Source organism: Cryobacterium levicorallinum (assembly GCF_004402405.1).
GTDB classification, from domain to species: domain Bacteria; phylum Actinomycetota; class Actinomycetes; order Actinomycetales; family Microbacteriaceae; genus Cryobacterium; species Cryobacterium levicorallinum.
Genome location: NZ_SOFE01000023.1, coordinates 561047 through 585089, shown reverse-complemented (window position 1 = coordinate 585089; position 24043 = coordinate 561047). Strand labels below are relative to the sequence as shown.

The window sequence follows — 24043 nt, the reverse complement described above, 5'->3', positions numbered from 1 at the left end:
GGATGGTACAGGTGCCTCGCAACCCCGCCTCTCGCCCGGCCGGGCAGAACCCGGACAGAGCGGGTGCCGCACCCGGAAAACGCCCCAATCCGGGGGCGCGCCCCGGGCGCCCGGCGCGGATTCCCGAACAGGCGGCGGCGGGCGGCGCACAGGTCCGAATCAATCTCGGTCGGGTGTTCAAGGCCGAGGGCGGCAACTACTTTCTGCTGCTCGGCACCACCCTGTTCCTGGTGGTTTTCGGTCTCATCATGGTGCTGTCGTCGTCGTCGGTCGATTCCTTTCTGGCCGATATGGGCTTCTTCGGCGGGATCCTGCGCCAGGGTATGTTCGCTCTGATCGGCATTCCGCTCATGCTCGTCGTGAGCCGGCTGCCGCTCGCTTTTTGGCGTCGCGTGGCCTGGCCGGCGATGCTGATCACCTGCTTCTTTCAGTTTCTGGTCGTGGCCACCGGCCTTGGCGTCGGCACCGGCGGCAACACCAACTGGCTGAACATCTTCGGCATTCAGTTTCAGCCGTCCGAGGGCATCAAGGTTGCCCTGGTCATCTGGCTCGGCGTGATCCTCTCAAAGAAGCAGCACCAGCTGCACGACTGGAAGCACGTGTTCATTCCAGTCTTCGGGGTCGGCGGCGGCGCAGCATTTCTCGTCATGCTCGGCGGTGACCTCGGAACCACGATGATCATGGCCGGCATTCTGTTCGGTGCGCTGTTCTTCGCCGGCGTCAAACTGCGCTTGCTCGCGGTACCGCTGCTGGTCGGCGTCGGCGCAGCGGTTGTGCTGGCCATCGCGAGCCCCAACCGGTTGACTCGCATCACGAGCTTTCTCAACGAGGGCTGCACGGAGCTGGTCGGGGAGATCTCCTCGAGTTGCTGGCAGCCGCTGCACGGCACCTGGGCCCTCGCTAACGGCGGAATCTTGGGCGTCGGGCTCGGAAACTCCAAGGCCAAATGGTCCTGGCTGCCGGCCGCCGACAACGACTACATCTTCGCCATCATCGGCGAAGAACTCGGCCTGATCGGCTGCATCGTCGTCCTCGGCATGTTCATTCTGCTGGCCTTCGCCTTTTTGCGCATTATGCGCGCAGCCACGACCGTGCAGGCCAAGGTCTCCACCGCCGCCGCCATGGTTTGGATCATTGGACAGGCCTTCGTCAATATCGGCGTGGTTCTCGGCGTGTTCCCCGTGTTGGGTGTACCGCTGCCGCTCATCTCGGCCGGAGGTACCGCCCTGCTCACCACCCTCGTCGCGATCGGCATCGTGCTCTCCTTCGCCCGCGGCGACCGCTCGAGCGACGCCGAGAGCGCCTTTCACGACCCCAACCTTATTGAGGCTGACCGAGCATGACTACCTACCTTCTGGCGGGCGGCGGCACCGCCGGCCACGTCAACCCCCTGCTCGCCGTCGCCGACCGCATTCGCGCCAGCGAAGCGGATGCCACGGTGTTGGTTCTCGGCACCGCCGAAGGTCTCGAGGCGCGCCTGGTTCCGGCCCGCGGCTACGAACTCATCGTCGTTCCCCGGGTGCCGTTTCCGCGCCGGCCGAACTGGGCGGCCCTGGCCTTTCTGCCACGCTTCAGCGCGGCCGTGCGCGGAGTGGCCGCGGTCATTCGCTCTCGCAAGGTCGACGTGGTCGTGGGCTTCGGCGGGTATGTCTCCACGCCGGCCTACCTCGCGGCCCGGCGTGCGGGGGTGCCGATTGTCATCCACGAGGCCAACGCCAAGCCGGGCCTGGCCAACAAACTCGGCGCCCGCCTGACCGAGTACGTCGGTGTCGCTTTCGCCGGCACCCCGATTCGGCACGCTCGCTTCGTCGGAATGCCGCTCCGGCCCGAAATCGAACAGCTCGACCGATCGGCCGTTCGCGCCGAGGCCCTCGCGTTCTTCTCGCTCGAGGCCGATCGTCCCGTGCTGCTGGTCACCGGGGGATCGCTCGGCGCGCGCAAGCTCAACGCGACCATTCTGGCCTCGGCGCCCGCGCTCGTGGGCGCCGGATGGCAGGTGCTGCACATCACCGGGTCCAATTCCGAGATCGTCGACCCCGGCGTGCCGAACTACCACCTGGTCGCCTACTGCGATCGCATGGACCTGGCCCTCGCCACAGCCGATTGCGCCGTGACCCGGGCGGGAGCGGCGACGGTCAGCGAACTCTGCGCGCTCGGCATTCCGGCCGTATACGTGCCGTATCCGGTCGGCAACGGCGAGCAGCGCTTTAATGCCGCGCCGGTGCTGGCCGTCGGCGGCGGTGTGCTGATCGATGACGCGGACTTCGTGCCGGCCTGGGTTCGCAGCGAGCTGGTGACCCTGTTGGGTGACCGGCCGCAGCTGGCGAAGATGGGGCGGGGGGCGGCATCCGTCGGTGTGCTGGACGGCACTGCCCGCATGCTCGACCTGGTGCACGGGGCGCTCACGACCTGAGTGTCGGGCGGCACGCGTAACGTAGTGCCCGCACCAATTGTTTTATTTGCTTCGATCGAGAAGAGCGCACCACCGTGATCAAACCAGACCTCACCCTGACCATTCCCGAGAACCTCGGACGTGTGCACTTCGTGGGCATCGGAGGCTCCGGAATGAGCGGAATCGCCCGCCTGTTCCTGAACCAGGGCTATACGGTCACCGGCTCCGACGCCAAGGATTCGCCCAACGTGCAGGCGCTGCGGGAACTCGGTGCGAACGTGTTCATCGGTCACGATGCGGCCAATGTCGGCGCGGCCGACACCCTCGTCGTCACCGGCGCGCTCTGGCAGGACAACCCAGAATACGTGCTCGCCAATGAGCGCGGCCTGCCGGTGCTGCACCGCGCGCAGGCCCTCGCCTGGCTCATTCGCGAGCACCGCCTCGTTTCCGTCGCGGGCGCCCATGGCAAGACCACCTCAACCGGAATGATCGTCACCGCGCTGCTCGGCCTCGGCCAGGACCCGAGCTTCGTCAACGGCGGCGTGATCGAATCCCTCGGGGTGAGTTCCGCCAGCGGAGCCGACGACCTGTTCGTGGTCGAAGCCGACGAATCCGACGGCTCCTTCCTGCTGTACCACACGGCGGTAGCCCTGATCACAAACGTCGACCCCGACCACCTCGACCACTACGGCTCGCTCGAAGCGTTCGAGGCCGCGTTCGTCCAGTTCAGCACCAAGGCCAGCGAGCTCGTCGTCATCTCCTCCGACGATGTCGGCGCCGTGCGGGTCACCGCAACGATCACCGCCGGCCGGACCGAAGCGGATGCCGCCGCGCGCGTGATCACGTTCGGCGAGCACCCCGAGTCCACCGTTCGCGTGCACTCCATCACCACGACCGGTCCGGTGAGCTTCAGCGTCGCCTGGCAGGGTCAGGATTACAGCGCCACCCTGCGCATTCCCGGCAAGCACAACGCCATCAACGCCGCCGGCGCCTTCGCCGTGCTGGTCGGGCTCGGCTTCGAACCTGCGGCGAGCCTCGACGCGATCGCCGGCTTCGGCGGCACTCAACGCCGGTTCGAACTGCACGGCACCGTCGGCGGCGTCAGCGTCTACGATGATTACGCCCACCACCCGACCGAGGTCGCCGCAGCCCTCGCGGCCGCGCGCACCGTCGTGGGGGAGGGCCGCATCATCGCGGTGCACCAACCGCACCTGTACAGTCGCACCCGCCTGTTCGCCCAGGAATTCGCCGACGTGCTCGAGAACTTTGCCGATCAGACCATCGTGCTCGCGGTGTACGGCGCCCGCGAAGACCCGGAGCCCGGCGTGACCGGAGCGCTCGTGTCCGAGCGGTTCCGCGAACCGTCGCACGTCGCTTACGTGCCGGACTGGCAGGATGCCGCTGATTACCTCGCCAGCATCGCCCGCGAGGGCGACTTCGTGGTCACCCTTGGCTGTGGTGACGTGAACCGCATCGTTCCCCAGCTGCTCGCCGCACTCGTACAGGCACGCGGATGAGGTGGCGGTGAGGCGGCCGGCCGGCTTCGAGCGCCCGGCCAAGGCGACCCCGACCCCAGCGGCGAAACCGACTCGGGTTCAGTCGGACGCTCCGTCGACCGCTCAGCCCACTCCAGCGGCGAAACCGGCTCGCTCAAAGTCGTCGGCTCAGGCGACTCCAGCGGCGAAGCCCTCGCGTGCCCGGCCGCAGGCGGAGTCGAACCAGAAATCCGACGGCCCGACCGGCGCCGCCGCGGGTTCGGTGACGGCCCCGAAGGCGTTCCCCCGGGGAGGCACCGGCGGGAAGAGCGGGTCGCATGACCCCTCGACGGTGTCGTCGACACCGTTCGTAAAGCCGTCCTCGAAGCCGCTGCTCCAGAACTCCTCGACACCGTCCGCAAGGTCTTTCGATGGCTCCGACACGACGACGGAGCCGATAGCCATCCCGGGGGCCGGGGCATCCGGTCCACCGGTTTCAGCAGATCTGAGCGAGCCTGTCACCGCGGCAGACCTGGCCGCACTCACGACCCCCAGGTCAACGACGGGCGCAGCAACCTCGGCGATGCCCGTGACCCGGCGGACGTCGACGACGGCCGCGCCAGCCGGGCTGCCGAGCGGCGGAACCGCGGGGGTCCGCGCAGCACGGTCGGTCTTGCGGGCAGCTCAACGCGCCCGCAAACGCTTCGAACGCGCGGAGGTGCGTCGGTTCACCGGGCGTACCCGGCGCCGTCGTATCGCCTGGATTGTCGGGGGCGGCAGCGTCGCTCTCGCCTTTGGTCTCATCATCGGCGCCGCCTACTCGCCGCTCATGGCGCTGCGCACGATCGAGGTCGTCGGCACCAGCCGGATTCCCGCTGGCGACGTCGCGGCCGCCCTCGCCGACCAGCTCGGCACTCCGTTGCCGCTCCTCGACGCGGACGAGGTCAAGACCGAACTCTCCCAGTTCAAGCTCATTCAAAGTTATGTCACCGAGAGCCGCCCGCCGGGCACGGTAGTGGTGCGGGTCATCGAACGGGTTCCGGTGGGCGTCCTCGCTGGTGCGACCGGCTTCGACCTCGTCGATGCCGCTGGCGTCGTTGTGGAAACAACGCCGGAGCGCGCCGTCGGCTACCCGCTCATCGAAGCTCCGGATGGCGTCGACAGCGCCGGATTCACCGCCGCTGCCGCCGTGCTCGCCGTATTGCCCGAAAGTATCCGCACGCAATTGGATTCCGTCACCGCCGTCACCACGGATGACGTTACGCTCAGCCTGCTCGGCGGCGAACGGGTGGTCTGGGGCAGCGCGGAGAAGTCGGAGTACAAGGCCGTCGTGCTCGCCGCTCTGCTGGTCGGCCACCCGGCCGGCACGGTCAACGAGTACGACGTCTCCTCGCCCGACAGCGCCGTGCTGCGCTAGTTCGCCGTGAGCCCACCGCGACCGACTTGGGTGGCCGCTACGGTAACCGCAGCAGCGGCCATCGTTGGCGCATGAGGCGCAAAATAGACGGCCAAGCGGCTCGTAAGGAGCCGTGCGGAGGGTCGCGGCAACGGATTCTGCGTGTACTTCGCGACACGCGGGCGTGCCTCCCCGTTCGCGCGCCTCGCCCGCATACTTTCGTAATCAGGAATTGCATACTCAGCATAACTTTAAACCTCGACTAGAGGTTTAGGGTTCCACCCGGAGGCCGGACGTGTCAAACAATCAAAATTATCTAGCCGTCATCAAGGTTGTCGGCATCGGCGGTGGTGGCGTCAACGCCGTCAACCGCATGATCGAACTGGGCCTCCGCGGTGTCGAGTTCATCGCCATCAATACGGATGCCCAGGCTCTGCTCATGAGCGACGCCGACGTCAAGCTCGACGTCGGTCGTGACCTCACCCGCGGCCTCGGTGCTGGCGCGGACCCCGAGGTGGGTCGCCGCGCCGCCGAGGATCACGCCGAAGAGATCGAGGAAGCCCTCGCCGGGGCCGACATGGTCTTCGTCACCGCTGGCGAGGGTGGTGGCACCGGAACCGGTGGCGCCCCCGTCGTCGCCCGCATCGCCAAGTCGATTGGTGCCCTCACCATCGGTGTCGTCACCAAGCCGTTCGGCTTCGAGGGCAAGCGTCGTCAGGCTCAGGCCGAGACCGGCGTTGCCTCGCTCAAGAACGAGGTCGACACCCTTATCGTCGTGCCCAACGATCGCCTGCTCGAGATCAGCGACCGCGGCATCAGCATGCTCGAGGCCTTCGCGACCGCCGACCAGGTGCTCCTCGCCGGTGTGCAGGGCATCACCGACCTGATCACCACCCCCGGCCTGATCAACCTCGACTTCGCCGACGTCAAGTCGGTCATGCAGGGCGCAGGATCCGCACTCATGGGTATCGGCTCCGCTCGCGGCGCCGACCGTGCCATCAAGGCTGCCGAACTGGCGGTGGCCTCGCCGTTGCTTGAGGCCTCGATCGATGGCGCGCATGGCGTGCTGCTGTCGATCCAGGGTGGCTCCAACCTTGGAATCTTCGAGATCAATGATGCGGCCCGCCTCGTGCAGGAAGCAGTGCACCCCGAAGCGAACATCATCTTCGGTGCCGTCATCGATGACACCCTCGGCGACGAGGTACGAGTCACTGTTATCGCCGCCGGCTTTGATGGCGGCGAGCCCGGCGCCAAGGCGGTCGAGGTGCGGCGTGCCGACCTCGTTGCTGCCGGCATCGCGGCCGGTGCCGGTACGGCAGCCGGAGCGGCATTCGCTGGAGCAGCCGGCGCGCCGGCCACCGACTCGGGCAGCTACAGCGATGGCGAGCTTGCGGCCTCAGTCTGGGGTGGTTCCGACTCCGCGAACGGCGTCACCGTGGCCGACCCGGCCTTCGAAGAAGAAGCCGACGACCTGGACATCCCGGACTTCCTCAAGTAGGACGAGATCCCTCCCGGGGCCGACTCAGTCGGCCCCGGTATCGTGCCTTAATCGCCTGAAACGAAACGAAACGAAACGAAACGAACATCATGAGCATGGTATCTCCAGGCGCGGCACCGGTCGATCTGGCCACCCGTCTCGAAACCGTGCGCGCTGGTGTGACCGACGCCGCCCGCGAGGCCGGTCGCGATGCGGCCGAGGTCACGACGATCGTCGTCACCAAGTTTCATCCGGTGTCGCTGATCGAAGCGTTGTACGCCCTCGGGGTGCGCCACGTGGGGGAGAATCGACACCAGGAGGCGCAGTCCAAGGCCGCTGAGCTCGCCGAGCTCGACCTGACCTGGCATTTTGTCGGACAGGTGCAGGGCAAGAAGGCGCGCCAGGTGCGCGCCTACGCCGACGTCATCCACTCGGTTGATCGGGACTCGCTTGTGGCCGCACTCGCCTCGGGGGAATCGACCATCGATTGCTTCATTCAGGTCAATTTAACGGATGATGCGGCTCGCGGAGGCGTGGATCCCGCGAACCTGCCGGCCCTGGTCGACACCGTTCTCGCCGCGCCCGGCGTGCACCTGCTGGGGCTCATGGCCGTTGCGCCGCTGGCGGAGGAACCACGCCGCGCGTTTGCGCGCGTGCGCGAGCTCAGTGTGCAGATTTGCAGCCAGGCCCCCGCGGCCACGGCGCTGTCGATGGGTATGAGCCAGGACTACGCCGCCGCCGTGCTCGAAGGGGCGACACACCTAAGAATTGGCACCGCAATCACCGGTAATCGTCCGGCGTTCAGTTAATCTCGAAGAAGCAAACCAACACGGAGGTCGACATGTCCAACCCGCTCAAGAAAACCATGGTCTACCTGGGTCTGGCAGACGAAGAGCTGGAGTACCAGGCGCCCGCCGGCGCCCAAGGTGCTGCCAACACGAACCACGTGAGCGCTGTGCCGGCCCGTGGGCACGACAACACGCCCCACGGTACCGCCGCGCACTCCAGCGCAGCCCAGAACACCGCCGGTCGTGCACCGGTCACCCCCCTGCGCAAGACTTCGACCCCCCAGAATGTGGTTGCGTCCGAAATGAATGAAATTCTCACCGTTCACCCGCGCGCTTACAAGGACGCCCAGGTCATCGCCGAATCCTTCCGTGACGGCATCCCGGTCATTATCAACCTGTCGCAGATGAGCGACGGCGACGCTCGCCGCCTCATTGACTTCGCCAGCGGCCTGTCTCAGGGACTGTACGGCAAGATCGAGCGGGTCACCGCCAAGGTCTTCCTGCTGTCGCCGTCCCACGTCGTCGTCTCCGGCGACAGCACGACCGAAGAGGGCGCTGAGGACGGCTCCTTCTTCGCGCAAGGCTAAACTGAACTGTGACTGGTATACCGATTCTCGGGAATCTCTTCTACTTCCTGTTCTTTATGTACTTCCTCGTGCTGTGGGGTCGATTCATCATCGACCTCGTGCGCGGCGTGAATCGTTCGTGGCGGCCGCAGGGCTTCTTGCTCGTGCTGGTGGAGCTCGTCTACACGCTGACCGATCCGCCGGTGCAGTTCTTTCGAAAACTGGTACCGCCGCTTCGGATCGGTCCCATCGCGTTGGATTTCGGTTTCACACTGACGATGCTGTGCTGCATCGTGGGCATGTCTCTGTCGGGCTTACTGTAAATAGCCCCACCGGGGCATGTATCCTTGTCCGATGATGGTTCGCCGTGAGCCCATACTCGCTCGTCGGCAGCTCGGGTTGTTCCTAGGACCCAGTCATTCAACTGCTCAAGTCATTCATATGCTCGAAGCAATCAATTGCTCGAGTAAGTCAAATGTTCGCAACAAATATTAGTTTTGAGGGTGAAAAGCCATGGCGCTAACTCCGGAAGATGTAGTCAATAAAAGGTTCCAGTCGACCAAGTTCCGCGAGGGATACGACCAGGATGAGGTCGATGACTTCCTCGATGAGGTCGTCGTCGAACTGCGTCGCCTGACCAAGGAAAACGAAGAACTGCGCGGCGGGGCCGGCTCCGAAGCTGCCCCCGCAGTCGAGTCCGCTCCGGTTGCCGCAGTGGTCGCCGAACCGGTTGCCGTCGCTGCCCCCGTGGCCGCGGCTGCGCCGATCGTACCGACGCCGATCGACGAGACCGCCGGCACGACCAACCTGCTGCAGCTGGCTCGCCGCCTGCACGAGGAACACGTCAAGGAAGGCGCCGAGAAGCGCGATGCCCTGATCGCTGAAGGTCACGCCACCGCCGCTCGCGTCATCGCCGAAGCCGAGACACAGCAGCGCGTTCAGCTGCAGAAGCTCGACCTGGAGCGCACGGCGCTCGAGGGCAAGATCGATGGCCTGCGCACGTTCGAGCGTGAGTACCGCCTCAAGCTCAAGAGCTACATCGAGGGTCAGCTGAACGACCTCGACGCGAGCTCGGTCGACTCGCCGTCGTCCGACTCGAGCTCGAAGCCCAGCTTCCAGGGCTTTGGAGCCTAGGGCCCGAACGAAGAAGCGTTCGCGAGCGCTTATCGTTCTAGCCCTCGTCGCGCTCGGCGTTTACGCGCTCGATCAAATCAGTAAGTACCTCGTCGTCGCGTCGATGACGGAGGGCTCCGTCATCCGGGTTCTTAACGATGTGCTGCAACTGCACTTCGTTCGGAACCCGGGTGCCGCGTTCTCCCTCGCGAGCGGATCCACCTGGATCTTTTCGATCATCGCCGCGGCCGTCGTGGTGTTCATTATCTGGTTCGCCCGGCGCATCCGCTCGCTCGCCTGGGGACTCGTCTTCGGCCTGCTGCTGGGCGGTGTGCTCGGCAACCTGACCGATCGCCTGCTGCGCGAGCCCGGTTTCGGGCTCGGCCACGTCATCGACTTCATCTCAACGCCCTGGATGCTGCCGGCGATCTACAATGTGGCCGACATGGCCATCGTGACCAGCATGGCCATGTTCATGATCCTGACCATCCGCGGCATCGGCCTCGATGGCAACAAGGTCGTGGCCGAAAGCAAGAAGACTGCGTCAACCTTGAAACAAACGGATGCTGTGACTCCAGAAACACCCACCACCGCACCAACCGCAGCTGCACCGGCCGAGACACCGACCACCGAGCCGCGCCCATGACCGGCAGCTCTGAGAGTCGCTCCCTGCCCCTGCCCGACGGGCTGGAGGGCGTGCGCGTTGACGCCGGTTTGGCCAAGCTGTTCGGATTCTCCCGCAGCTTCGCCGCCGAGGTCTCCGAAGCCGGCGGCGTCGTGGTCGACGGCACCGTCGTCGGCAAGTCCGACCGGCTGCGAGCCGGAGCCTGGATCGAAGTCACCTGGCAGCCCAAGCAGCCGCTGCGCATCATCCCCATCGCCGTACCCGACCTGACGATCGTGCACGACGACGAGAGCATCGTCGTCATTAACAAGCCCGCCGGGGTCGCCGCGCACGCGAGCGTCGGCTGGACCGGGCCGACCGTTCCGGGCGCCCTCGCGGCGGCTGGATTCCGCATCGCGACCTCCGGCGCGGCGGAACGCGCCGGCATCGTGCACCGCCTCGACGTCGGCACCAGCGGGCTCATGGTCGTGGCCAAGTCGGAGACGGCCTACACGGCGCTCAAGAAGGCCTTCCATGACCGCGAGGTGCAGAAGATCTACCACACCGTCGTGCAGGGTCATCCCGACCCGCTGACCGGAACGATCGACGCCCCGATCGGTCGCCACCCGCGGTCGGACTGGAAGTTCGCGGTCATGGCCGATGGCAAGCCATCGATCACCCACTATGAGACCCTCGAAGCTTTCCCCTACGGTTCCCTGCTCGAGGTGCACCTGGAGACGGGGCGCACCCACCAGATTCGGGTGCACATGACGGCCCAGCGGCATCCGTGTGTCGGCGACGCCATGTACGGCGCCGATCCATCGATCACCGCCCGGCTCGGCCTGAAACGGCAATGGCTGCACGCCAAGCAGCTGGCCTTCACCCACCCGGACAGTCACGAATGGGTCACCTACAACGCCGACTACCCGGCCGACCTCTCGCACGCCCTCGGCGTGCTGCGCGGAGATTAGCCGCAGCATCCGCTCGCCCAGAATCAAGCGAGGCGATCGACCCCATCGAACACCGTTCCATCAACTGCTCGGAGCAATCGTGAGTAACCCGGCCAGCGCGACCGACTCGTTCGTGCATCTGCACGTGCACAGTGAATATTCCATGCTCGACGGAGCGGCCCGGGTGAAACCCCTGATCAAGGCTGCCGTCGACGAGGGGATGCCGGCGGTCGCGATCACCGACCACGGCAACGTGTTCGGTGCATTCGACTTCTGGAAGAGCGCGACCGATGCCGGCATAAAGCCGATCATCGGCACCGAGGCGTACATCACGCCCGGCACCGATCGGCGGGACAAGACCCGGGTGCGCTGGGGCACGAGCGGCCAAAACCGGGACGACGTCGGTGGCGCTGGTTCGTACACCCACATGACGCTGCTCTCCGAAAACACCGAGGGCATGCACAACCTGTTCCGACTCTCTTCGAAGGCGAGCCTCGAGGGCTACTACTTCAAACCGCGCATGGACCGCGAGCTGCTCAGCCAGTTCTCCAAGGGACTGATCGGCACCACCGGCTGCGTCGGTGGCGAGGTTCAGACCCGGCTGCGCCTCGGTCAGTATGAGGAGGCAAAGAAGGCCGCCGGCGACTTTCAGGACATCTTCGGCAAAGAGAATTTCTTCTGCGAGATCATGGACCACGGCATCGACATCGAACGCCGCACTATGACCGACCTGCTCAAGCTGGCCAAGGAACTTGACCTTCCGCTGCTGGCCACCAACGACTTGCACTACACCCACGCGCACGATGCGACAGCCCACGCAGCGCTGCTCTGCGTACAGTCGGCATCCACTTTGGACGACCCGAACCGGTTCAAGTTCGACTCTAACGAGTTCTACCTGAAGACCGCGGCGCAGATGCGGCATATGTTTCGGGACCACCCCGAATCCTGCGACAACACGCTGCTCATCGCCGAGCGCTGCGAGGTGGAATTCAACACCAAAGCCAACTACATGCCCCGCTTTCCCTGCCCGGAGGGCGAGAACGAGGAAAGCTGGTTCATCAAGGAGAACGAGATCGGGTTGGCCAAACGCTACCCGAAGGGCATCCCCGATGACGTGCGCAAGCGCGCGGACTACGAAATCGGCATCATCGTGCAGATGGGCTTTCCCGGCTACTTTCTCGTCGTCGCCGACTTCATCATGTGGTCCAAGCAGCAGGGCATCCGCGTCGGTCCCGGTCGCGGCTCGGGCGCCGGCTCGATGGTCGCCTACGCGATGGGCATCACCGACCTCGACCCGCTCGTGCACGGACTCATCTTCGAACGGTTCCTCAACCCCGACCGCGTCTCCATGCCCGACTTCGACGTCGACTTCGACGAGCGTCGCCGCGGTGAGGTCATCAAGTACGTCACCGAGAAGTACGGCGAGGAACGCGTCGCCCAGATCGTCACCTACGGCACGATCAAGGCCAAGCAGGCCCTGAAAGACGCCTCGCGCGTGCTCGGCTTTCCGTTCGGAATGGGCGACAAACTCACCAAGGCCATGCCGCCGGCCATCATGGGCAAAGACGTGCCGCTGACTGGCATGTTCGATAAGGACCACCCGCGCTACCGCGAAGCGGCTGATTTTCGGGCCGTGATTGAAAGCGATCCAGAGGCCCGCACCGTCTTCGACACCGCGCTCGGCCTGGAAAACCTCAAACGCCAGTGGGGTGTGCACGCGGCCGGAGTGATCATGTCGAGCGACCCCCTGATCGACATTATTCCGATCATGAAGCGTGAAGCGGATGGCCAGGTCGTCACGCAGTTCGATTACCCGGCTTCCGAAGCCCTCGGACTGATCAAGATGGACTTTTTGGGGCTGCGCAACCTCACCATTATCGACGACACCCTCGACAATATCGCCGTGAACCGCGGCCACCGGCCCGTACTCGAAGACCTCGGCCTCGAAGACCCCGCCGCCTACGAACTGCTCGCCCGCGGCGACACGCTCGGTGTGTTCCAGCTCGACGGCGGCCCGATGCGGGCCCTGTTGCGGCTCATGAAACCCGACAACTTCGAGGACATCTCGGCCGTCATCGCGCTGTACCGCCCAGGGCCCATGGGCGCCAACTCGCACACCAACTACGCGCTGCGCAAAACCGGCGTGCAGGAGATCATCCCGATTCACAAGGAGCTCGAAGAGCCCCTCAAGGACGTCATCGGCACCACCTACGGCCTGATCGTGTACCAGGAGCAGGTTATGTCGATCGCGCAGGTGCTCGCTGGCTTCACGCTCGGTGAAGCCGATCTGTTGCGCCGGGCCATGGGTAAGAAAAAGAAGTCCGAGCTGGACAAGCAGTTCGAGGGCTTCTCCAAGGGCATGCAAGACCGCGGCTATTCCATGGATGCCGTCACCACGGTCTGGAATATTCTGCTGCCGTTCTCCGACTATGCCTTCAACAAGGCGCACTCGGCCGCGTACGGCGTGCTCTCCTATTGGACCGCCTACCTCAAGGCCGTCTACCCGGCCGAGTACATGGCGGCCCTGCTCACGAGCGTCGGCGACTCCCGGGACAAGCTCGCGCTGTACCTCAACGAGTGCCGCCGCATGGGCATCCAGGTGCTAGCGCCCGACGTGAACGAGTCGATCGGATTCTTTGCGGCGGTGGGTACGGACATCCGTTTTGGTCTGGGTGCTGTGCGTAACGTCGGTTTCAACGTGGTGGAGGCCATTCGCGGCGCCCGCGAGGAGAAGGGGCGCTTCGAATCGTTCCACGACTTTCTGCGCAAGGTGCCGCTGCCGGTGGCCAATAAGCGCACGATTGAATCATTGGTCAAGGCCGGGGCATTCGACTCGCTCGGCGCCACCCGTCGGGGCATGGTCGAGATTCACGAGTCGGCCGTCGAGTCGGCCGTCAAGATCAAGCGTGAAGAGAGCAACGGCAATATCGGGTTTGACTTTGACAGCCTGTTCGACGAGCCGCAGGACACCGAACAGGTGCCAGACCGGCCGGAGTGGAGCAAGAAAGAGAAACTCGCCTACGAACGTGACATGCTCGGACTGTACGTGTCCGACCATCCGCTCGCCGGGCTGGAGATACCGCTCGCCAAGCACGCCAGCACCACGATCGCCGACCTGATCGCGTCGGAGTCGACAGAGGACGGCGACACGGTGACCGTGGCTGGCCTGATTACGAGCGTGCAGCATCGCATCGCGAAGAAGTCGGGCAACCAGTACGGCATGATTCAGGTCGAGGACTTCGGCGGCGAGATCACCGCGATGTTCATGGGCAAGGCCTATCTGGAGTTCGCGCCGGAGCTGATCAGCGACTCGGTCGTCGTGGTGCGCGGTCGGGTAAGCCTGCGCGACGACGGCATGAACCTGCACGCCTTCAGCGTGTTCCAGCCCGAACTCGGCCAAGGTTCGGACCAGAGCATGGTCGCGATCACGGTGGGGGAGGCGCGGGCGACGACCGACACGGTGAGCGCGCTCGGCGAGATTCTCCAGCGCCACGCCGGCGACGCCGAGGTGCGTCTCAAACTGGTCAAGGGTGATGTGGCGCGGGTGTTCGAGTTGCCGCACCGGGTGAAGGTGAGCGCGGACCTGTTCGGCGAGCTGAAGAGCATCCTCGGGCCCAACTGCCTGACCTGACCCGGTTTACTGGGCTGCAGATGACTGACAGGATGCCCGCTTAGGCTGAATACATGCACAAGCGAGAGCCGATCTACTCGACCGCTATCAGCGCCGGACGCGCCCTGTTCGGCGTGCTCCGGGTACGCCAGAACGTGACCGGGCTGGAACAACTGCCCGCCACCGGCGGCGCCGTGCTCGCGATCACCCACTTCGGCTACCTGGACTTCGCCCTGGTCGAGTGGGTCACCTGGCTGCACAATCGCCGACACATCCGCTTCATGGCCAAGAAGGGCGCCTTCGACCAGCCGCTGGTTGGGCGGCTGCTGCGTGGTATGAAGCACATCTCCGTCGATATGGAGAGCGGCGGCGAGGCTTATGGGCAGGCCGTGACCGCGCTCCGCGAGGGCGAATTGCTCGGCGTGTTTCCCGAGGGCGGCGTCAACGCCTCGTTCACGGTGCGCCAGCTGAAGACCGGCGCGGTGCGCATGGCCCAGGCCGCGAACGTACCGATCATCCCGGTGGCCGTGTGGGGTGGTCATCGCCTGATGACCAAGAACCACCGCTCGACGCTGCGGGAACGGGTCGGCGTTCCGGTCAGCATCCGCTTCGGCACGCCGTTTCAAACGGATACTGCCGGCCAAGACGGTGACGCAGCGGTCGCCACCCTTCGGCTCCACGCGGCCCTGCAGTCCCTGGTCGATGCCGTGCAGTCGGAGTATGCGGTGCCGGGCTCTGGCCAGTGGTGGCAGCCCGCGCACCTCGGCGGAACCGCGCCGACCCCGGCCGAGGCTGCCATTGTCGAAGCCGAACGTCGTCGTCGCAAAGCCGCCGCAAAGTTAGCCGCCCAGAAGTAGCAGCGCGGCTCGACCAGGCCCGGACCAAGGGTGCCCGCGCTGGCGGGTACGGCCGCTACCCACAGGGCACCATGGCCGCTTTAGACGGCGGCGCCCGGTACTCGGTAGGTGCGCTCGTGGTAGAGCAGGGCCTCATCGTCGGTGCCCATGCCGCCGCCCTCGATCTGCACCACCACCACGGCGTTATTGTGCACCGATACCCGTTCGACAATTCGGCCGATCATCCAGCTGGTCACCCCGGTCAACACGGGAAGCCCATAGGGCCCCGGCTCCCAGTGGTCACCGACGAAGCGTTCGGTATTTGGGCCGGCCAGTTTCTCGGCAATCGCCCGGTTCTGGGCCCCGAGCATGTGGATGACCACGCGCTCGGCCACAGCAATCGCAGCCCAGGAGCTGGCCGACCGGGCCATATTGAAGGTCGCCAGCGGCGGAACGGCCGAGAGTGAGGCGAGGGAGGTGGCGGTGAAGCCGACCGGACTACCGTCGGGCGCGAGCGTCGTGACTGCGGCGACCCCGGCGGCATGACGGCGGAACGCGTGCTTGAATGCCGCCAGGTCATCGGGAGCATTCGGGTCAGCTGCAAGCGGCGGGCCGGCGGGCAGAGTAATAGCGGCTTCACTAATGACTTGGGGTTCAACGTTGCTTTGCATACTCAACCAACAATCTGTTTCACCTTCAGCCTATTCCCGGGCACGGAGTGTCACGGCGTGTTCGGCAGTCCGAGCTGCTGCGCCGGTCGGCGCGCAGCGTTCACGGATAGGCTGGGACACGATGATCCAGACTATTGACCTTCGCGGCACAGAGCCGACCCCCGCCGACCTCCTGGCGTCCGTACCCCGCGCGCTGACCAGTGTCGCCGTCGCCGCCGATATCGCTGCCGAGCTCATTGCCGACGTGCGCGAGCGCGGCGAGGCTGCCCTGCTCGACCAGGCTGAACGTCTCGACCGGGTGCGCCCCGAGCAGGTGCGCGTTCCGGCCAGCCACATTGCCGACGCCATCGCCGGGCTCGACCCGGCCGTGCGCACCGCCATCACCGAGACCATCCGCCGGGTTCGCCTGGCCAGCGCCGCCCAGGTGCCCCCGCACGTGACCACCACGATCGAGGCCGGCGCCACCGTCACTCAACGCTGGCAGCCGGTGAACCGGGTCGGCCTCTACGTTCCCGGCGGCAAGGCGGTCTATCCGTCCAGCGTCGTGATGAACGTCGTACCGGCGCAGGTCTCCGGCGTGCGCTCGATCGCGCTCGCATCGCCGCCGCAAAGCCACTTCGACGGCCGCGTGCACCCGACCATCCTCGCCGTCGCCTCGCTCCTTGGCGTCGATGAGATCTACGCCATGGGCGGCGCGGGCGCGATCGGCGCCCTCGCCTACGGCGTCGAAGACATCGGCCTCGACCCGGTGCAGATCGTCACCGGACCGGGCAACGTCTACGTTGCCGCCGCCAAACGCCTCATTCGCGGCCAGGCTGGGATCGATTCCGAAGCTGGCCCCACCGATATTCTCGTGATAGCGGATGCCGCCGCCGACCCGCTGCTCGTCGCCGCCGACCTGGTCAGCCAGGCCGAGCACGACGAGCTCGCCGCGGCGGTGCTCGTGACCGACTCGTTTGACCTCGCCGAGGCCGTGGCGGCGCGCCTCGCCGTGCTGGCAGCATCCACTACCCACAGCGAACGGGTTCGTGCTGCGCTCGGCGGCCGCCAGTCGGCGATCGTGCTCGTCGACAACCTGCAGATCGCGGCCGCGTTCAGCAACGCCTTCGGGCCGGAACACCTCGAAATTCAGACCGGCGACCCCGATGCCGTGCTGGCCGAGATTGAAAACGCCGGAGCAATCTTTCTTGGCCCGTATTCGCCGGTCAGCCTCGGCGACTACGTCGCCGGATCCAACCACGTGCTGCCCACCGGGGGACAGGCGCGGTTCTCATCCGCACTCGGCGCCTACACGTTTCTCCGGCCGCAGCAGGTCGTTCGCTACAGCCGCGAAGCCTTGCAGGGCGTCGCCGGTCACATTGCGGCGCTCTCCAACGCCGAGGCGCTCCCCGCGCACGGCGACGCCGTGACCGCGCGGTTCGCTCCCCAGTAGGCCCCGTCGCGCGAGAGCGGCCTGCTCTCGCGGAGCAGCGGAGCAGCGGGGGAGGCCGGGACCGGTAGACTGACAGCACAATGTTTTGCCCGTTCTGTCGTCACCCCGATTCCCGAGTCATTGACTCGCGCACGAGCGACGACGGCCTTTCGATTCGTCGTCGTCGTCAGTGCCCCGAATGCGGTCGCCGCTTCAGTACCACCGAAACAGCGAGCCTGAACATTATCAAGCGCAGTGGCGTGGTCGAGCCGTTCAGCCGCGAGAAGATCGTCACCGGCGTGCGCAAGGCCTGCCAAGGCAGACCGGTCACCGACTCCGACCTGGCCATGCTCGCCCAGAAGGTTGAAGAGACGATTCGGCAGACCGGAGCGGCACAGATCGAGGCCAACGACATCGGTCTGGCCATCCTCCCGCCGCTACGCGACCTCGACGAGGTCGCGTACTTGCGCTTCGCGAGTGTGTATCAGAGCTTTGATTCTCTCGACGACTTCGAAAGCGCCATCGCGCAGCTGCGCACGGAGCACAAGGCCGCTCAGGCCAGCAAACGAGCGCAACCAGCGGATGCTGCCGGCGCCGCGGCCGCGTCAGCGGAGTCCACGTCCACCAGTTCCACTAAACCGTAGGCGTAAGGTCCAGGGCGCGATGTATCCACTTTTCTTCAAATTCGTGCTCACCAGGATGGACCCCGAGCGCGCCCACCACCTCGCGTTCATCGTCATCCGTCACCTGCCGAGCCTCGGAATCGGCCGCCTCGTGCACCGTTTCACCCGGCCGCGCACCGACCTCGGCGTCGACACCCTCGGCCTGCACTTCGACTCACCGTTCGGCGTCGCCGCCGGGTTCGACAAAGACGGCGAGGCCGTCATCGGACTCGGCCAGCTCGGATTCGGGCATGTCGAGGTCGGCACCCTCACCGCGCTCGCCCAGCCCGGCAACCCGACCCCACGACTCTTTCGGTTGGTGGCCGACCGCGCCGTCATTAACCGCATGGGCTTCAACAACCACGGCGCCGCGGCCGCTGTCGATCGACTCGCGTGCGTGCGTGCCGTGCCGGGGCGCCCCGTGCTCGGCATCAACATCGGCAAGAGCCGTGTCACCGCCGTCGAGAATGCGACGGCCGACTACCTACAGAGCGCTAAAACCCTCGCCGCTCTCGCCGACTATCTCGTCGTCAACGTCAGCTCGCCCAACACTCCAGGCCTGCGCGGCCTGCAAGAGCTTGACCAGCTCGCCCCGCTTCTGACCGCGGTCAAACAGGCTGCCGGCGATACCCCGCTGCTCGTGAAGATCGCCCCCGATCTGGCGGATGCCGAGGTCGCCCGCATCGCCAGCCTCGCCGTCGAACTGGGCCTCGACGGAATCATCGCCACCAACACCACGATTGCCCGCACCGGCTTGAAAACGGATGCGGCGACCGTTGACGCAGCCGGAGCCGGCGGCCTGTCTGGCGCCCCGCTGGGGGCCCGCTCCCTCGCCATCCTGCACCAGATTCGCGCTGTCGTGCCGGCCGGGTTCTGTGTCATCTCGGTTGGCGGCGTCGACACGGCAGCCCAGGTCGCCGAGCGTCTCGCCGCCGGAGCCACCCTCGTGCAGGGCTACACCGCGTTCCTCTACCGCGGTCCGCTCTGGGCTCGCCAGATCAACCGCGGCCTCGACCGCCTGCTGGCGCCGACGGGCTGAGCGGCCGGGCCGGTGCGGCGTAGAACCGGGCTGGCGGAGGCAACCCTTCTTTTTTAGACATCCGTTCGAAACAAAGTCGAACTCGAATCGATATCTGCCCCGCCTAAACTGCGATTTCTGGTGCTGTTCTGCCCAGGAAATTCATGATCCACAGCGTCTGTACCACCGCAGCGCCCTTGCACCCTCGAGAGGAATCCCGCAATGACACCATCCAGAGGCTTTTCCACCCATAATCGAGCGGTTGTCCGGGTGGTCAAGGGCGTCGTCGCCGCCGCCGTGCTGGCCTTGGCACTGACGGCCTGCGCGGGCAGCGATACCCCGGATGCCGCGGGTACGGCCGGGGAGGGTGCCTCCTTCGGTGACGCGAGCATCCAGTTCAGCTGGATCAAGAACGCCGAGTTCATGGGCGAATACCTCGCCGATCAGAACGGTTACTTCGCCGAGGCCGGTTTCGATGCCGTGGACATGATCGAGGGTCCGGCGTCCATTGAAGCTGCCGTCATCTCGGGCAACGTCGACGTCGGCATCGGCAACGCCATCTCCACCGGAACGATCATCGCCAACGAGGGCGCTCCGCTGAAGATCATCGGCGCCACGTACCAGAAGAACCCGTTCACGATTCTTTCGCTCGCCGACAAGGGCAATATCGCCGGTCTCGACGACCTGAAGGGCAAGACCATCGGCGTACAGGCGAGCAACCTGAGCCTGTGGGAAGCCTTCCTCGAAATCAACGACATCGACGAGGATTCCCTGACCACCCTTCCGGTGCAGTACGACCCGACCCCGCTGTTCAACGGTGAGGTCGACGGTTGGTTCTCCTACCTGACCAACGAGTCCATCGACGCCGAGCTCCTCGGGCTCGACCCGGTCAACCTGCCGCTGGCCGACTTCGGCCTGCCGTTCGTCGCCGAAACCCTCACCGTGACCGACGACGCGATCAAGAACGACCGGGAGAAGCTCAAGGCCCTGCTGGTCGCCGAGATCCGTGGCTGGACCGACGCTATCAACGACCCGGCCGCCGCGGCGAAACTCACCGTCGACACCTACGGGCCGACCTTCGATCTCACCATCGAGAAGGAAACCCGCCAGGCCGAGATTCAGTCCACCGGCCTCGTGGTGAGCGCAGACACCCTGGCCAACGGGCTGTTCACGATCAGCTCTGAGCTGCAACAGCAGAGCATCGACACGCTCGAAGCGACCGGCCTGACGATCACGGCGAGCCAGTTGTTCGATCTCACCCTGCTCGCCGAGGTCTACGCCGAGAACCCCGACCTGCTCGCGTACAGCAAGTAGCAGCCCGGTCGGCCCGCTTGCGGGGCGCGTCAGCGTTCCGCAAGCCGGTCTGACCGGAACGTAAAATGTGCACCGGACGAGAACCAATCGCTGCAGCCGCTAAGGAGTAAGAAGACGTGAGTAGTACTGATGCCGGTGTTCGTGATTCAGCGGTCCGCGCCGAGGCGGAGGCGGCCGCTTCGGGAACCGGCCTGCATATCTCCCAGTTGCACAAGGTCTTCGCCGCCGGGCGCAAAAAGGTCGTCGCCCTCGACAATGCCAACCTGCACACCGACAAGGGCAGTTTTCTCTCCCTGCTCGGGCCGTCCGGGTGTGGAAAATCCACCATTCTGCGCATCCTCGCCGGGCTCGATCAGCCAACGAGCGGCACAACCAGGGTAGACGGCAAGAGCCCGCAGGAGCTGCGTGGCGGGCACCAGCTCGGCATCGCCTTCCAGGATTCCGCCCTCCTGCCCTGGCGCAGCGTGCGCTCGAATATCCGTCTGCCGTTCGAAGTGGCGCGCATTCCCGTCGACGATGCCTACATCGACGAACTGATTGCCCTCGTCGGACTGCAGGGCTTTGAGAAGGCCAAGCCCGCGCAGCTCTCCGGCGGCATGAAGCAGCGCGTGTCCATCGCCCGGTCGCTTGTACTCAAACCCTCGGTGCTGCTACTCGACGAACCCTTCGGGGCCCTCGACGACATGACCAGGCAGCGTCTCAACCTTGAGCTGCTGCGCATCTGGACCCAGAAGCCGGCCACCACGCTCATGGTCACCCACGGCATCGCCGAGGCGATCTTCCTCTCCGACCACGTCGCGGTAATGAGCGCACGTCCCGGTCGGGTCAAGGAAGTCATCGACATCGACCTGCCCCGGCCCCGGTTGCCGGAGATGATGCGTTCGCCCGAGTTTCACTCCCTGCACGACCGTGCATCCGACCTGCTGTTTAGCGATGCCGCCGTGCAGGGCGACGACCAGTGATTCGAAGTTCGCTGCGCGCCCTGCCCGCCTGGGCGACTGGGCTGATCGGGGTCGCCGGCGTTGTCGCACTGTGGTGGATCAGCGCCGTCACTGTCTTGGCCGAGGTCGGCTCGATGCCGGGCGGCGCGGTGCCGACCCCGCTCGATGTGCTCCACCAACTGCTCAGCGATGGGCCGGCCTTCTATCTGCCGCACGTCAGCGTCACCGTGCTCGAAGCGCTCATCGGCTTCGCCTGGGGCAACGGGCTCGCCCTGGCCCTCGCCGGCCTCGTGCTGCTACTGCCGCGTATCGAGAAGATCGCCATGCAGATCGCCGTGATCACCTACTGCATCCCGATCGTCGCCATCGGCCCGATCGCCTACATCGTGATCGGCGCGCCGAGCGCCGGCGACCCGGCGGGAACGGCGGTTTTTCTCGCGGCCATATCCGTGTTCTTCACGACCGTGATCGGTTCCCTGGTCGGTCTCAAGGCAGCGGATGCCGCGAGCCTCGACCTCATCACCGTGTACGGCGGCAGCAGATTCACGCAGCTGCGCAAGGTGCGCCTGATCGCGGGGCTGCCCAGTGTGCTGACGGCGCTGCAGATCGCCGCGCCGGCCGCCTTCATCGGGGCGATCCTGGGGGAGTACCTCGGCGGGGTCAGCCGCGGCCTCGGCATCGCCATGCTCGTGGCCGGTTCAACGGCCAACGTCGACCGGGTGTGGAGCCTCGCGCTCGTCGCAGGAGTCACCGCGGGGCTCGGCTACGCGATTTTCGCCGTCATAGTGCGTTTCGCCACGCCGTGGACGACCGGACGGAGCAGTCGATGAGCTTCGCACGAGTCGCAGTCACGACCGTACTGCGCGGACTGCTGACCGGGCTCGTCACCCTCATTCTCGTGCTGCTCGCCTGGCAGGCACTGCTCCTCGTGCTGGACATTTCGCCCTTCCTCGCCAAGGGACCCCTCGACGTCTGGACCTGGCTCGTTACCGTTCCCGAGGCCGCCGATAATCGGGCCCTCATTCTGGGCAACCTCGTGGTGACCCTGAGCGACGCCTTTCTCGGGTTCGTCGCCGGGCTCACCTGTGCCCTGCTGCTCGCGGTCGTGTTCACCCTGTCGCGGGGTATCGAGCATGCCCTCATGCCCATCGCCCTGCTGCTGCGGTCGGTGCCGCTAGTGGCCCTCGTGCCGATCATCAGCCTCATCACCGGGCGCGGACTCACCACCGCGGTCGTGATGGGTGCCATCGTCGTTCTGTTCCCCGCCCTCGTGAACATCGCCTTCGGTCTGCGGTCCTCCTCACCACAGATCAGCGATGTGATCACGGTCTACGGCGGCAGCGCCGTCACGGCCCTGCGCAAGGTGGCATTGCCGAGCTCCCTGCCCTCGTTCTTCGCCGCGGTGAAGATCTCGGTGCCCGGCGCTATCACCGGGGCACTCTTGGCCGAGTGGTTGACCACCGGCCAGGGCCTCGGCAACTCGATCGTCGCCGCTGTCGCCAAGGTGCAGAATTCCGAGGTGTGGGCCTCGGTCGTGGTGATCACCATCGTCTCGCTCGCCCTCTACGGCCTGGCCCAGGTCGTCGAGAACCTGGTGCTGCGCCGCATGAGCATGGAGCAGAGCACCACGGGGTAACCCAACGCGATCACAATCGCTGGTTGTGTCAAAGCCGCTCAGATCAGGCCGGGCTCAAATCAGGCCGTGCTCGGCCAACTGGCTGGACAGGCTGGACCCGTCGGGGCCGTACACCCAGGGGGCCTCAGGGCCGCCCTCGATGAGCACGGCGTCGCGGGAACGGCCGCCGGCGAGCACGGCCTCGCTCGCAGAGAGCTGGCGAATGGCCACGGCGGCGACGCTTCCGGGGTAGTCGCGTTGAAAGTCGCTGTAGATGGCTTCGTCGTGCTGGCCGTCGTCACCGATCAGAATCCAGCGGATTTGCGGAAACTGTTCGGCGAGCCGCCGCAGGTTGTCGCGTTTGTGGGCACTCCCGCTGCGGAACCAGCGGTCGTGCGTCGGGCCCCAGTCTGTCAGGAGCAGTGCCCCGGCCGGGTACAGGTTGCGGGAGAGAAAACGGGACAGGGTCGGTGCCACGTTCCAGGCTCCGGTCGAGAGATAGATGACCGGAGCACCCGGGGTGAACGACGCGAGCCGTTCCAGAAAGACCGCCATCCCTGGGGTCGGCACCCGGGCATGCTCGTCGAGCACAAACGTGTTCCAGGCTGCCAGTAGGGGGCGGGGGAGGGTTGTGACCATGACGGTGTCGTCGACATCAGAAACGACACCGTAGCCGACCGTTGGGGCAACGATGAAGATGGGGGCGTGCTGAACGTCGGAGAATTCGGTGTGCAGTCGGGCGACGTGCCATCCCGGGGGCAATGACACGGGCACCACGGTGTCGACGACCCCGCCCCGGTCGGCCTGCACGTGATGGGTCTGGCCATCGATCTCGATCGTGACCGTGACGTCATTGACCGGAACGCTTGTGAAGCTGCGCCAGCCTCGAATTCCGGCGTCGCGGCCATCCGCTCTCGGACGTTTTTGCCGTTTTTCCGGCTTGTCCGGCTTGGCCAGCAGAACGCGGCAGAGAATGCGCACCCACCCGGTGGAGCCATAGCCGGAATACGGAATAACGGTCGGTCGGTAGCCGCGGCGACGGGCGGAGTGTTCCCGCCGATCGTGCAGCCAATCCTCGATCCGGGCGGCACGGTGCATGATTCGCACGGGACTGGTCGCGTTCGGCGTGTTGTCTCGGGACTCTGGCACTCCCTCATTCTGCCATGCTTGCTGTGCATCCCCCGATCAGAGATGTATAAATGGG

At 65.8% G+C, this 24043-nt stretch carries 23 protein-coding genes; 20 read left to right on the top strand and 3 right to left on the bottom strand.

Annotated elements, in window-relative coordinates:
• Positions 1-2: 2 nt before the first annotated feature.
• The 3 genes from ftsW (at position 3) to murC (ending at position 3909) form a co-directional block, all read left to right on the top strand.
• Entirely contained in the window at positions 3-1343 is a 1341-nt protein-coding gene (gene ftsW, locus E3O11_RS14740) for a putative lipid II flippase FtsW (protein WP_092450539.1), read from the top strand.
• A complete protein-coding gene (locus E3O11_RS14735; protein ID WP_092450537.1) occupies positions 1340-2413 on the top strand; it encodes a UDP-N-acetylglucosamine--N-acetylmuramyl-(pentapeptide) pyrophosphoryl-undecaprenol N-acetylglucosamine transferase in 1074 nt (357 codons plus the stop codon). The genes ftsW and E3O11_RS14735 overlap by 4 nt, the downstream gene beginning before the upstream one ends.
• A gap of 74 nt (positions 2414-2487) precedes the next feature.
• The gene (murC, locus tag E3O11_RS14730) at positions 2488-3909 is read left to right on the top strand and encodes a UDP-N-acetylmuramate--L-alanine ligase (RefSeq protein ID WP_092450535.1); all 1422 of its coding nucleotides are present in this window, start codon (positions 2488-2490) and stop codon (positions 3907-3909) included.
• A gap of 147 nt (positions 3910-4056) precedes the next feature.
• Here the strand turns inward: murC and E3O11_RS14725 are convergent, their stop codons facing one another.
• Positions 4057-4389 (bottom strand): hypothetical protein, encoded by a 333-nt coding sequence (locus tag E3O11_RS14725; RefSeq protein ID WP_134495596.1) that lies wholly within the window; start codon positions 4387-4389, stop codon positions 4057-4059.
• 61 nt (positions 4390-4450) lie between these two features.
• Between E3O11_RS14725 and E3O11_RS14720 the strand changes: the two genes are divergently transcribed.
• The 10 genes from E3O11_RS14720 to E3O11_RS14675 all read left to right on the top strand — a co-directional run bounded on the left by E3O11_RS14720 (position 4451) and on the right by E3O11_RS14675 (position 15228).
• Complete coding sequence (locus E3O11_RS14720) at positions 4451-5284, top strand: cell division protein FtsQ/DivIB (RefSeq protein WP_092450530.1); 834 nt, start codon at positions 4451-4453, stop codon at positions 5282-5284.
• A gap of 274 nt (positions 5285-5558) precedes the next feature.
• A complete protein-coding gene (gene ftsZ / locus E3O11_RS14715; protein WP_092450528.1) occupies positions 5559-6761 on the top strand; it encodes a cell division protein FtsZ in 1203 nt (400 codons plus the stop codon).
• 89 nt (positions 6762-6850) lie between these two features.
• Positions 6851-7549, top strand: a complete 699-nt coding sequence (locus tag E3O11_RS14710) for a YggS family pyridoxal phosphate-dependent enzyme (protein WP_092450526.1) — start codon at positions 6851-6853, stop codon at positions 7547-7549.
• 32 nt (positions 7550-7581) lie between these two features.
• A complete protein-coding gene (locus tag E3O11_RS14705; protein ID WP_092450524.1) occupies positions 7582-8115 on the top strand; it encodes a cell division protein SepF in 534 nt (177 codons plus the stop codon).
• Positions 8116-8123: 8 nt separating this feature from the next.
• Complete coding sequence (locus E3O11_RS14700) at positions 8124-8417, top strand: YggT family protein (RefSeq protein WP_241977903.1); 294 nt, start codon at positions 8124-8126, stop codon at positions 8415-8417.
• Between the two features lie 190 nt (positions 8418-8607).
• Positions 8608-9228 carry a DivIVA domain-containing protein gene (locus E3O11_RS14695; RefSeq protein ID WP_092450522.1) on the top strand — a complete coding sequence of 207 codons (621 nt, stop codon included), beginning with the start codon at positions 8608-8610 and terminating at the stop codon, positions 9226-9228.
• On the top strand, positions 9218-9853 hold the full coding sequence (gene lspA / locus E3O11_RS14690) for a signal peptidase II (protein WP_092450520.1): 636 nt from the start codon (positions 9218-9220) through the stop codon (positions 9851-9853). The genes E3O11_RS14695 and lspA overlap by 11 nt, the downstream gene beginning before the upstream one ends.
• Positions 9850-10782 (top strand): RluA family pseudouridine synthase, encoded by a 933-nt coding sequence (locus E3O11_RS14685; RefSeq protein ID WP_092450518.1) that lies wholly within the window; start codon positions 9850-9852, stop codon positions 10780-10782. The genes lspA and E3O11_RS14685 overlap by 4 nt, the downstream gene beginning before the upstream one ends.
• Before the next feature lie 142 nt (positions 10783-10924).
• Positions 10925-14392 carry a DNA polymerase III subunit alpha gene (gene dnaE, locus E3O11_RS14680; RefSeq protein ID WP_233195394.1) on the top strand — a complete coding sequence of 1156 codons (3468 nt, stop codon included), beginning with the start codon at positions 10925-10927 and terminating at the stop codon, positions 14390-14392.
• A gap of 53 nt (positions 14393-14445) precedes the next feature.
• Positions 14446-15228, top strand: coding sequence for a lysophospholipid acyltransferase family protein (locus tag E3O11_RS14675; protein ID WP_092450513.1), 783 nt, complete (start codon positions 14446-14448; stop codon positions 15226-15228).
• 80 nt (positions 15229-15308) lie between these two features.
• Here the strand turns inward: E3O11_RS14675 and E3O11_RS14670 are convergent, their stop codons facing one another.
• The gene (locus tag E3O11_RS14670) at positions 15309-15878 is read right to left on the bottom strand and encodes a flavin reductase family protein (protein WP_092450511.1); all 570 of its coding nucleotides are present in this window, start codon (positions 15876-15878) and stop codon (positions 15309-15311) included.
• A gap of 121 nt (positions 15879-15999) precedes the next feature.
• On the opposite strand from E3O11_RS14670, the gene hisD reads away from it, so the two are divergent.
• The 7 genes from hisD (at position 16000) to E3O11_RS14635 (ending at position 22860) form a co-directional block, all read left to right on the top strand.
• Positions 16000-17310 (top strand): histidinol dehydrogenase, encoded by a 1311-nt coding sequence (gene hisD, locus E3O11_RS14665; protein WP_092450509.1) that lies wholly within the window; start codon positions 16000-16002, stop codon positions 17308-17310.
• Positions 17311-17390: 80 nt separating this feature from the next.
• Positions 17391-17933 carry a transcriptional regulator NrdR gene (gene nrdR / locus E3O11_RS14660; RefSeq protein ID WP_092450508.1) on the top strand — a complete coding sequence of 181 codons (543 nt, stop codon included), beginning with the start codon at positions 17391-17393 and terminating at the stop codon, positions 17931-17933.
• A gap of 19 nt (positions 17934-17952) precedes the next feature.
• Positions 17953-18990 (top strand): quinone-dependent dihydroorotate dehydrogenase, encoded by a 1038-nt coding sequence (locus E3O11_RS14655; protein ID WP_092450506.1) that lies wholly within the window; start codon positions 17953-17955, stop codon positions 18988-18990.
• Between the two features lie 201 nt (positions 18991-19191).
• Positions 19192-20283, top strand: a complete 1092-nt coding sequence (locus E3O11_RS14650; RefSeq protein ID WP_092450504.1) for an ABC transporter substrate-binding protein — start codon at positions 19192-19194, stop codon at positions 20281-20283.
• 116 nt (positions 20284-20399) lie between these two features.
• On the top strand, positions 20400-21245 hold the full coding sequence (locus E3O11_RS14645) for an ABC transporter ATP-binding protein (protein WP_092450502.1): 846 nt from the start codon (positions 20400-20402) through the stop codon (positions 21243-21245).
• Entirely contained in the window at positions 21242-22054 is an 813-nt protein-coding gene (locus tag E3O11_RS14640) for an ABC transporter permease (protein WP_241991017.1), read from the top strand. The genes E3O11_RS14645 and E3O11_RS14640 overlap by 4 nt, the downstream gene beginning before the upstream one ends.
• Positions 22051-22860, top strand: coding sequence for an ABC transporter permease (locus tag E3O11_RS14635; RefSeq protein WP_092450499.1), 810 nt, complete (start codon positions 22051-22053; stop codon positions 22858-22860). Before E3O11_RS14640 ends, E3O11_RS14635 begins: the two co-directional genes overlap by 4 nt.
• Before the next feature lie 54 nt (positions 22861-22914).
• Here E3O11_RS14635 and E3O11_RS14630 read toward each other — a convergent pair whose 3' ends face one another.
• On the bottom strand, positions 22915-23937 hold the full coding sequence (locus tag E3O11_RS14630; protein WP_092450735.1) for an App1 family protein: 1023 nt from the start codon (positions 23935-23937) through the stop codon (positions 22915-22917).
• Between the last annotated feature and the right edge of the window lie 106 nt (positions 23938-24043).

Excerpts from the sequence above, each read along its gene's own strand:
- ftsW (WP_092450539.1), top strand. The coding sequence starts at position 3 with ATGGTACAGGTGCCTCGCAACCCCGCCTCTCGCCCGGCCGGGCAGAAC.
- E3O11_RS14735 (WP_092450537.1), top strand. The coding sequence starts at position 1,340 with ATGACTACCTACCTTCTGGCGGGCGGCGGCACCGCCGGCCACGTCAAC.
- E3O11_RS14720 (WP_092450530.1), top strand. The coding sequence starts at position 4,451 with ATGCCCGTGACCCGGCGGACGTCGACGACGGCCGCGCCAGCCGGGCTG.
- E3O11_RS14710 (WP_092450526.1), top strand. The coding sequence starts at position 6,851 with ATGAGCATGGTATCTCCAGGCGCGGCACCGGTCGATCTGGCCACCCGT.
- E3O11_RS14705 (WP_092450524.1), top strand. The coding sequence starts at position 7,582 with ATGTCCAACCCGCTCAAGAAAACCATGGTCTACCTGGGTCTGGCAGAC.
- E3O11_RS14695 (WP_092450522.1), top strand. The coding sequence starts at position 8,608 with ATGGCGCTAACTCCGGAAGATGTAGTCAATAAAAGGTTCCAGTCGACC.
- E3O11_RS14685 (WP_092450518.1), top strand. The coding sequence starts at position 9,850 with ATGACCGGCAGCTCTGAGAGTCGCTCCCTGCCCCTGCCCGACGGGCTG.
- dnaE (WP_233195394.1), top strand. The coding sequence starts at position 10,925 with ATGCTCGACGGAGCGGCCCGGGTGAAACCCCTGATCAAGGCTGCCGTC.
- E3O11_RS14675 (WP_092450513.1), top strand. The coding sequence starts at position 14,446 with ATGCACAAGCGAGAGCCGATCTACTCGACCGCTATCAGCGCCGGACGC.
- E3O11_RS14670 (WP_092450511.1), bottom strand. The coding sequence starts at position 15,878 with ATGCAAAGCAACGTTGAACCCCAAGTCATTAGTGAAGCCGCTATTACT.
- hisD (WP_092450509.1), top strand. The coding sequence starts at position 16,000 with ATGATCCAGACTATTGACCTTCGCGGCACAGAGCCGACCCCCGCCGAC.
- nrdR (WP_092450508.1), top strand. The coding sequence starts at position 17,391 with ATGTTTTGCCCGTTCTGTCGTCACCCCGATTCCCGAGTCATTGACTCG.
- E3O11_RS14655 (WP_092450506.1), top strand. The coding sequence starts at position 17,953 with ATGTATCCACTTTTCTTCAAATTCGTGCTCACCAGGATGGACCCCGAG.
- E3O11_RS14650 (WP_092450504.1), top strand. The coding sequence starts at position 19,192 with ATGACACCATCCAGAGGCTTTTCCACCCATAATCGAGCGGTTGTCCGG.
- E3O11_RS14635 (WP_092450499.1), top strand. The coding sequence starts at position 22,051 with ATGAGCTTCGCACGAGTCGCAGTCACGACCGTACTGCGCGGACTGCTG.
- E3O11_RS14630 (WP_092450735.1), bottom strand. The coding sequence starts at position 23,937 with ATGCACCGTGCCGCCCGGATCGAGGATTGGCTGCACGATCGGCGGGAA.